The organism is Frankia sp. CcWB3 (genome assembly GCF_977927595.1).
The window spans coordinates 1-9432 of record NZ_CDWRCK010000169.1; the positions used below are offsets into that span (position 1 = coordinate 1).

Here is a 9432-nt window from a genome sequence, read left to right on the forward strand (position 1 = left end):
GGGGTGCCGGTCGCGGGGGTGCTGGAGTCCGGGGGACATAGATCGCGGGAGTGGCCGAGCAGGGTGAGGCGGCCCGCGACGATCTCGTCGAACATCGGCCGAGCCGGCGGGCATCTGCCGTCGAACGGCAGGAACCCGATCGGCCAGGATTCCGCTGGCGGCCTGCCGCGCAGCAGCATCTCGCCCAGGCCCGGGTGGCGGCTCAGGATGGCCCGTTGCCCGCGCAGCCGGACACGGGCGCCGAGCTGGACCGGTCGCAGCCCCGCGGTGGTGCGCAGGTAGCGACCGAGCGGAACCGACGCGGTCACCGGTGAACAGACCGGGTCAGTGCGCCGATCGTGAGCTCGTACCAGGCGTAGTAGAGACAGAACAGCAGCCCTTGCCGCCCGTCCCGCCATCCGCTCCGCAGCAGGTACATGTAGCAGAAGAGGACCGCCGGCTTGGCCGGAACCAGCGGGAAGATCACGTCCCTCGCGATGGTCCGCGTGAGCGGTCGGGTTGACCCGGTGGGCCGGCGCACCTCCTCGCGGACCCGCGCCAACCGCTCCCGGGCAGCGGGCTGCGTCACGCGGCGCGCCGCCTCCAGCTCGGCGTAGCGCACGTGCTTGCGCAGCCAGGCGGCGAGTCCTTTGTGGTCCTCGTCGATCAGGTCGGCGGACAGCCGTCCGACCTCACCGGTGACCACGGCCCGTTCGCTGTAGGTGACGGCGTCGTCGAAGTACGCCACCCGCCGATCGAGCAGCCGCGCCTGCCAGCTGTTCGCATACCACCCGCAGTGCGCGATCCAGCGGCCTTCGAACACCAGCCGGCGTCGTTGGCTGTAGGCCGCGCAGTCCGCCGTCCCCAGCCGGGCGGCGATCTCGGCGGCGAGCGCGGTGGACACCCATTCGTCGCTGTCGAGGAAGTACACCCAGTCGTGGGCGATCCCCGGGTGGGTCATCGCCCACTGCCGCTGGCCGGCGAACCCACGCCAAGGCTCGTGCCAGACAGTTGCACCGATGGCGCGGGCCAGATCCGCGGTGCCGTCGGTGGAACCCGAGTCCACGACGACGACCTGTCGACACCAACCGACGGACCTGATCGCCCGGATGATGTTCGGTGCCTCGTTGTGGGCGAGGATGATTGCGGTGAGGGGAACCGATCCCGGCGCCGGCTGTGGCTGTGCCGATCCGGCGGGGGAGGGACCGGCGGCACCGGCTGGGCCGGTGGTACCGGCGGTGTCATAGGGGGTCGGCCAGTTCGCTCGGCGTGGGGTTCGCGTCGCTGCCGGTTCTGGTGCTGCCGGTTCTGGCGTTACCGGTTCTGGTGCTGCCGTTGGTGCCGCTGGTGCCGCGGGGAACGATGGGCCCTGGCGCGGCGGGATTCGGTGGGTCTGCGTCGTCATGGTGAGCTCTCTCCTGCATCGAGCAACCAGTCGAAGTAACGCGTCGGATCGAAGGGGTTTCCCGTCTCGGGCCGTGGCGTGAACGTGAGCGCCGTGCGCAGCGCCACGGCGAGGTCATCCGCCGACTCCCGGGAGTACGGCACCAGAACCGGGCCGGCCACCTCGCGGTTGTGCGAGGTGTCGCGGGCGATGACGGGTATCCCGGCGAGCCGTGCCTCGGCGAGCGGGTAGCCGAAGGACTCCATCGTCGTCGGCTGCAGCAACGCGCCGGCATCGCGTTGGTGGGCCCGCAGCTCGGCCAGCGTCAGCCGGCCCACGAACCGCAGCGTCCGACAGTGGGACAAGCCGTGTTCGTGGGCCTCGCGATCGGTCGCGGTGACCATGATCGCGAGGTGGGCTCCGATCTCCTCCTGAAGCCGGGTCGCGGCGGCATCGACCATGCGGAGCAGGCGCCCCATCGGTTTGAACGGCGCGAACAACACGGGACACAGAAACCGGCCCGGCGTACGGGCCCGGGGAAGGGTCGGATCGGGGGACAGCGGATGGGGCCGGACCACCAGCCTGGCGGACAGGCTCGGAAGCATGGTGAGAACCCGGTCCGCCATTGTGGTCGTCGGTACGACGACCACGTCCGCACGACGGGCGAACAGCCGCACGAGACGTGCTGTCCGGGCCACGCCGTCGGGCAGGCCGCCGGGTAGCCGTCGGGCCTCCTCCGCCGGCAGGAAGTGCAGCACGTTGCGCAGCAGGACCCATCGTTCGCCGCGGGTCGCGAGGAAGCCGACGTTGTTGAGGGCGATCGCGCGCGCGTACCGCCCAGGCCGCTCCCGGCGGGCGAGCCAGCCCGGTCCGATCCGGCGATCTCGGCCGACCAGGTGGACCTGCAGGCCCGGCCGAAGGCTCAGGTAACCGTCCAGTTCGGTCAGGAACCGCAACGCCCCGCCCATCCGGGCACCGGCACAGTCGACCAGGGTCGGGCGGGTGCTGGACATCGGCCTCACGCCGAGACACCCCGCGGTGCGGGGTCGTCGACGAAACCGGGCTCGGATGACGGGCGGCTGCCGGGTACCGGCACCGGGCGACCGTCGGGCTCGGCGGGCCTGCGGATGGCCCGGGTCGTCGATCGGGTCCGGCGGGCGTAGAGGTAACCCGACGCCGCGTCGCCCAGATGGGCAGTCGGCACCAGGTCGTTACCGAGCAGAGTGACCTCGAAGCCGTGCCGGACCAGCAGGTCGTCGAGCGTACGGGGATCGCCGAACCCGGTGTGCACCTCCATCACGATCCGACCAACCGCGTCCAGCCATCCGGGCTCGTCGAACAGGGCGAACTCGGAGCCTTCGATGTCCAGCTTGACGAGGTCGACCTGGTCGACCCCGCCGGCCTCGAACACCTCTGCCATGGTGAGGACGTCGACGTCTCCGTCCCAGTGCGTCGCGTTCCGGCGGGCCCGCGGATCGGCGAACACGCCGGCGGTCGGACCGACCATGGCGTGGAGCAGTTGGATGTGGTTCGACACACCGTTGCCGGCGGCATGGTTGACGAAGGCGGGGGCGAACCCGCGCTGCGCCTCGACGGCAATCACATCGGCGCCCGCTCGCGCCGCGAGCACCGAGAACAGGCCCTGGTTCGCGCCGAGGTCGACGACGACCTCGCCGGCCGCCGGCGCGTACCCGGGGAGGGCGTGGTAGACGCCGCGGCAGTACATCTCGCGCGCGCCGCCGAACGCGGTGCCGGGCAACATGACCGTCACCCCGGGCAGCGGTCGGTAGGTGTGGCCGCTGGCGGCCATTGCCCGGTCAGCGGCATTCAGGTTGCCCGCCCGGCGGATGGTCGGAGCATGCCGGGCCACGGCGGCACCAAAGCGCAGCGCCGTCGGGGGACCAGCCACCCTGGCGATCCGTTGGAGGTCCTGGAACAGTTGGGTGGCCTGGTCGATCCGGAACATCCGGGTCTCCGTTCGGTCGGGAGAGCGGCTGGGGGTCACCCGATCGGGTGATGAGGCGGCCTGCGCCGCGATGCCGGCCGCGAATGGCCGCGGACGATGGTCCAGGTCGCGGCGGGCCGCGTCGATCGAGAACGCCTTGTCCTCGGTGAGCCGGGCGATCTGTTCGGCCTTCAACCTTGGCGAGGACACCCGCCGTTCGTAGGCGCGGGTCACGGCGATGACGGGGCGGACCGGCACGGGCACGCAGATCACCCGTCGGCCGACGGTGGCGCCGGCCGTGGTCACGACCTGCCGGAACGTCAATGCCTCCGGCCCGGCGACGTCATAGGCGCGTCCGATCGCCGCCGCGGTCGTCGCTGCGCGCAGCACGGTGCGGGCCAGGTCCTCGACGTGCACCGGCTGCTGCAGATGATGCCCCCCGCCGGGGACCGGCAGCACCGGAACGCGCCGGAGCAGCGCCAGCAGCCGGGCCATGTTCCGGTCGTCGGGACCCCCGTAGATCATCGTCGGCCGGATGATCGTCCAGTCCAGCCCGCTCGCCGCGATGGTCCCCTCGGCCGCTACCCGGATCCGCTTCGAGGGTGGATCGAGCGTAGTGAAGATCCCGGTGGTGGAAAGGAAGACGGCCCGGTGAATGCCGGCCGCACGGGCGGCGGTCACGATCGTCTCCGCATGGCCGAACCCGAGTGAGGCGATGTTGACCAGCGCCTCGCAGTTCGCCTCGCGGAATGCCGGGAGCAGCGTCGCCGGATCGTCGAGGTCACCGCGCACAGTCCCCGCGCCGCGTCGGCGCAGCTTTGTCGCCGCCGCGTCGCTGCGCGCCAGCCCGACGACCCGGTGTCCGTCCGCGAGCGCCCGGTCGACCACCCGGCTTCCGAGGAAACCGGTGCCACCGGTGACGAGGAACCTCATGCGACCACGTCCGGTGCAGGTGCAGGTACCTGCACCGGTACCGGTGGGGAAAGGGTCGTCGGTGGGGGCGGCGCCGGGAACGGTGCGTTGCCGAACAGTAGCGTCTGGTACCGGCGGGCCAGGTCGTCGCGATCGTAGTGGGCCTCGACGTGGGCCCGCCCGCTGCGGGCCATCCGCGCCCGGCGGTCCGGGTCCGCCGCCAGGGCCAGGATCGCCTCCGCCAGCGCGGCCGGGTCCTCGGGGGGCACGACCATCTGCCCGGCGGCAAGGAGGATCCGGGCTGCCTCGCCGCGGACCGCCCCGATCACCGGGCGGCCCGCGGCGAGGAACTCGAACATCTTCGACGGGATGAACGTGTCGAACATCGGCACGTCCCGCAGCGGGACGACGCAGATGTCGGCGGCCGCGACGACGGCGGGCACCTCCTCGCGGGCAACCCCGTCGCGCAGCACCGTGTTGGCCAGTCCCAGGCGCTCGACGTGCCCGACGAGCCTGCGTTTCTCGGCCCCCTCACCGACGAAGGCGAACCGGATCGGCCGGCCGGTCACCCGGGCGGCCGCGTCGGCGATCGAGGTCAGCCCGTGCGAGATGCCGTGGGCGCCGAGGTAGAGCACGAGGGTGTCGCCGTCGGTGGCGCTCAGCCGGGCCCGGATGTCGGCCGAGGCCACGGTCGTCGGGTGGAACCGGCGGAGGTCCACGCCGTTGGGAATCACGTGCACCTTGTGCGGCGCGATGCCTCGCCGCACGATGTCTTCCCGGAACCCCTCCGTCACCGTGACAACGGCGTCGGCGGCCCGGTAGGCGGCGAGTTCGAGGCGTTCGAGAATGCCGAGGACCCGCCGGTCGGTGAGGACGCCGAGGTGCTCGAAGATGGCCGGCCACAGGTCGCGGACCTCCACGACCAGCCGGGCGCCTCGCAGCCTGGCGAGCAGCCAGGCCGAGCCGAGGGGAAAGAAGGTCGGCGAGGACACCACCACCACGTCGGCCGGGCCGGCGGGCCGGCCGCCGAGCAGGACGCTGGTGACCATGAACGACAGATGGCCGAGGGTCTTGCGGGTGATCCCCTCGTTGGGAGTGGCATAGAGCCAGGTGCGCACGACGCGGTACCCGTCGACCCGCTCGGTCCGCAGCCAGGCGCCGCGATAGGCGGCAGGGATCTTGCCCGCCGGGTGGTTCGGCATGCCGGTGAGTACGGTGACGTCGAGCCCGTTCGTCGCCCACGCGCGTGCCGTCTCCGACAACCGGGACTGGGGAGCTCCGGTCTCCGGGGGGAAGTAGTGCGTCACCAGCAGGACGCGCGACCGGGCAGGAGAGGGGACCACCGACCTCGACCTCCAGTCGCCCTTGACATCCTTCACCATGAGTAATGCATTGTATGCTGTGAGTGACTAAACGTGGGCGATGTCGTACCGCGTGTGTCGCGCTTCGTATCGACCTCGTTGTCATCCGTCGTCGTCGGCCGCCTGGCGGTCGCGGGGGGGGTACGAGCCGATCAGTGGCTTCGACCGGCATCCCCCAGTGGCCGGGTCCCGTCGGTCCGGTCTGTCCTGTCCGGGTTCGCCAGCCGGCGTTGCGACGGGATCGCCGCGCCGGAGGACGGGGCCGCCGCGACGCAGTCCCGTCTCGCCGCGACGCGCTGTGGAGCGTTCAGGTACCCGAGGAGCACCAGCCCGGCTGCCGTGTCGGCGAGCAGGCGAACGGGCAGTGGTCCGTCCGCGGCGAATCCCAAGGCGGCGAGGACCGCCGTCAGGACGCCAACCAGCCCGGTCACCCGGGTGTGTGACCACCCGGCGGTGGTGAGTCGTTGGTAGGCATGGGTGCGGTGGGGCAGGTACCACTGTTCCTTCGCCCGCACCCGGCGTAGCAGGGTCCAGGCGGTGTCGGCCAGATACAGCGCCGTCGGCGCCACGGCGGTCTCCACCGGTATTCCCGCCAGGACCGCTTGCACCGCCAGGACCGCGATCGCGGCTCCCAGCGAATAGCTGCCCACGTCCCCGAGGAAGATGTGGGCCCGCGGAAAGTTGAACGGGCCGAAACCGAGCGCCGCGGCCGCCGTGAGAGCACCGCCGATCGTGATCGCGTCCACGTGGTGGACGGCTCCGAGCACCGTGAACGCCGCCCCGGCCAGGACCGCCGTCGTCACCGAGATGCCGTTGATGCCGTCCATGAAGTTGAAGACGTTGACAAATGCGGTGATCCAGATCGGCGCGATGATCGTGACGAGCAGGACGGTTGTGCCGCTCGGAACCGGGTCGTCAAGCACCGCCCCGAGCACCGTCGTCACCGCGACGACGACGGCCGCGGTGACGTGCAGGGCCAGCCGGCGCAGCGGGGTGATGCCGCTGAGGTCCTCGACGAGTCCGATCAGGCCGAACGGGGCGATGCCGATGGTCAACGACAGCAGGTCGCGGGCGTCGCCGTACCCAGGGATGCACACCGCCAGGCCGATGCCCGCGAACAGCCCGAGGACGACTGCGATACCGCCGCCACGCGGGGTCGGGACCTGGTGCGAGGACCGCGCAGTGACCTCGTCGATCGCCGCCATCCGGCGCATGCCGACGATGACGATCGGGGTCGCCGCAAGGGTGACGATGCACGCGGCGGCCGACGCTTCGAGCATGCCGTTCCTCCGGGTCTGACACTTCGGATGGGCGAGGCCGATGTTCATCGCTGAATGTAATGCATCAACTACACTGCGCAGCATGATGCGAGCGTGGGCGCCCCCGACGCCCTCACTTCCCCCGGTCGTACCGAAGACTCGGGCCGACACGCCGGTACGAGCCGACACGCCGGTACGGGTCCGCGAGTGGGTGCGAGTCCGCCTGCCGGCGCCGACCGTCGGCCGGTGCGGCGGCGCCCCAGTGACGCGGTGAAGCAGGTGGCGCGGTGAAGCAGGTGGCGCGGTGAAGCAGGTGGTGTGGTGAAGCAGGTGGTGCAGGCGGCGTCCGGCGGGGCGGTGCGCGTCGTCGACGTTCCCGTGCCGGTCATCGGTCCGACCGAGGTGCTGGTGGCGACCGTTGCGACGATCGTGTCCGCCGGCACGGAACGTGCCGTTACCACGCTCGCCCGCTCTGGGCTGCTGACCAAGGCGCGGGCCCGTCCGGACCTTGTCCGCAAGGTCGCGGAGAAGGCGAGGACCGACGGTCTCATCCCGGCCGCGCGTTCGGTCCGGGATCGGCTCGGCGCCGACGTCCCCCTCGGCTACAGCGGATGTGGTCGCGTCGTCGAGGTGGGCTCCGCGGTCGACCGCATCCGCCCCGGTGACCTCGTCGCCACGGGTGGGGCCGGGCGCGCCAACCACGCCGAGTTCCAGGCTGTTCCCGGGCTGCTCTGCGCCCGGGTTCCGGACGGGGCCGACCCGGGGGCGGCGGCGTTCGCCACGATCGGCTCCATCGCCCTGCACGGGCTGCGCCTGGCGGAGGTGGGCCCCGGGGCGAAGGTGGTGGTCGTCGGGCTGGGGCTGGTCGGTCAGCTCGCCGCCCGGCTCGCGCTCGCCAGCGGATGTGACGTCGCCGGCATCGATCTTGCCGATCTTCCGTTGGTCACCGCCGGGGCGAGCGGTGTCCGTGCGCTGCGGGAGTCCGGCGAGGCCACCACCGCCGCGGTCCGCGCCTGGAGCCGGGGCCGTGGTGCCGACGCGGTCCTCATCTGCGCCGCTGGTCGCTCGGCGGAACCGGTCATGCGGGCCACCGCGCTGGCCCGGGACCGGGCGCAGCTGGTCGTGGTGGGTGACGTCGGACTGGGCCTGCTGCGCGCGCCGTTCTACGACAAGGAGCTGACGCTGCGCTTCGCCCGCTCCTACGGGCCGGGGCGGTACGAGCGTGGCTACGAGGACTGGGGGGTTGACTACCCGGCCGGGCAGGTCCGCTGGACCGAGGGACGCAACCAGGAGGCCGTGCTCGACCTGCTCGCGGCCGACCGGCTGCAAGTTGATGATCTCGTCACCCACGCTTTTCCGATCGACGCGGCGCCGCGGGCCTACGAGATCGTCGCCACCCGTAGCGAGCCGTACCTGGGGATCCGTTTCGACTACCCGGCGTCGGCTGCCCCCGAACAGGCCGCCCCCGAACAGGCCGGGTCCGCGGTGGCCGGGACCGCACCGGCGCACAGCGCGGGCCCGGCCCGGGACCGGTCGGTCAGCCCGCGGCCGCGGGTGCCCCGCCAGCGATCCGCCCCAGCGGGACGTCGGGGCAGCCGGGTCGGCTGGATCGGGGCCGGGACGTTCTCCGGATCGGTTCTGCTGCCCGCGTTCCGGGCGGCCGGGTTCGACCAGTTGGTCACGGTGGCCTCCGCCGGTGGCCGGTCGGCCAGGGCCTTCGCGGACCGGCACGGGTTCGCCGGGGCGGTGGCCGGCGCCGACGCCGTGCTGGACGACGACGACGTCGACGTGGTCGTCATCGCGACGCCGCATGAGACACATGCCAACCTCGCCGCCCGGGCCCTGGAAGGCGGTCGGCACGTATGGTGCGAGAAGCCGCTCGCGCTGAGCCTCGACGAGCTCAACCGGGTGGAGAAGGCGGCGGCGACCGGCGGCGGGGTGCTTGTCGTCGGCTACAACCGGCGTTTTTCTCCGGCGGTCACCGCAGCCCGCGCGGCGCTGGCCGACCGGGACGGTCCTCTCACGTTGAGCTATCGGATCGCCGCCGGGCCGGTGCCGGCCGACCACTGGTACAACGACCGGGTCCAGGGTGGCCGGCTGCTCGGCGAGGTCTGCCACTTCGTCGACACCTGCGTCGCGCTCGCCGGCAGCGACGTGGACATGGTGACGGCGCTTGCCGGGCGGGAGGCCGAGCTGTTGCTTGCTCCCGATGTGGCGGTCACGCTCCGGCATGCCGACGGTTCCCTGTCGGCCATCTCCTACAGTTCCGCCCGTCCCCGCGGAGTGCGTAAGGAGCATCTCGAGGCGCTGGCGGGCAGCCGGCACGTCCGCATCGACGATTACCGCGAACTGGTGATCGATGGACGTTCCGCCTGGAAGGGGCCGCAGGACAAGGGGCATCGTGCCGCCGCGGCGGCCTTCCTGCGGATGTGCCGCGGCAGCGACACCGGTGTCACCGCGGAGCTGCTCGCCTCGAGCCGGGCGACCCTCGCGGCCGCTGACGCGCTCGGTGCCGAGGTACCGCGAAGCCCGGCCCGGATGGGTTCCTGAACAGCCGGGAACCGGCCGAAGATTTTTTTGACGAAAGGATTT

Annotated in this window: 6 protein-coding genes and 1 pseudogene; 1 reads left to right on the top strand and 6 read right to left on the bottom strand. The window is 71.9% G+C overall.

Annotated elements, in window-relative coordinates; translation table 11 throughout:
- The 6 genes and pseudogenes from ACY5KJ_RS13530 to ACY5KJ_RS13555 form a co-directional block, all read right to left on the bottom strand.
- Positions 1–308 (bottom strand): annotated as a pseudogene (locus ACY5KJ_RS13530) (heparinase); the annotation flags it as partial.
- Positions 305–1384 carry a glycosyltransferase family 2 protein gene (locus tag ACY5KJ_RS13535; RefSeq protein WP_462203497.1) on the bottom strand — a complete coding sequence of 360 codons (1080 nt, stop codon included), beginning with the start codon at positions 1382–1384 and terminating at the stop codon, positions 305–307. The gene ACY5KJ_RS13535 and the pseudogene ACY5KJ_RS13530, both read right to left, overlap by 4 nt.
- Positions 1381–2376, bottom strand: coding sequence for a glycosyltransferase (locus ACY5KJ_RS13540; RefSeq protein WP_462187899.1), 996 nt, complete (start codon positions 2374–2376; stop codon positions 1381–1383). Before ACY5KJ_RS13540 ends, ACY5KJ_RS13535 begins: the two co-directional genes overlap by 4 nt.
- Before the next feature lie 5 nt (positions 2377–2381).
- Entirely contained in the window at positions 2382–4241 is a 1860-nt protein-coding gene (locus tag ACY5KJ_RS13545) for an FkbM family methyltransferase (protein ID WP_462187898.1), read from the bottom strand.
- Positions 4238–5563, bottom strand: a complete 1326-nt coding sequence (locus ACY5KJ_RS13550) for a glycosyltransferase family 4 protein (protein ID WP_462203498.1) — start codon at positions 5561–5563, stop codon at positions 4238–4240. Before ACY5KJ_RS13550 ends, ACY5KJ_RS13545 begins: the two co-directional genes overlap by 4 nt.
- Before the next feature lie 170 nt (positions 5564–5733).
- Entirely contained in the window at positions 5734–6861 is a 1128-nt protein-coding gene (locus ACY5KJ_RS13555) for an MraY family glycosyltransferase (protein WP_462187896.1), read from the bottom strand.
- Positions 6862–7161: 300 nt separating this feature from the next.
- Between ACY5KJ_RS13555 and ACY5KJ_RS13560 the strand changes: the two genes are divergently transcribed.
- The gene (locus tag ACY5KJ_RS13560; protein WP_462203499.1) at positions 7162–9390 is read left to right on the top strand and encodes a bi-domain-containing oxidoreductase; all 2229 of its coding nucleotides are present in this window, start codon (positions 7162–7164) and stop codon (positions 9388–9390) included.
- Positions 9391–9432 lie beyond the last annotated feature (42 nt).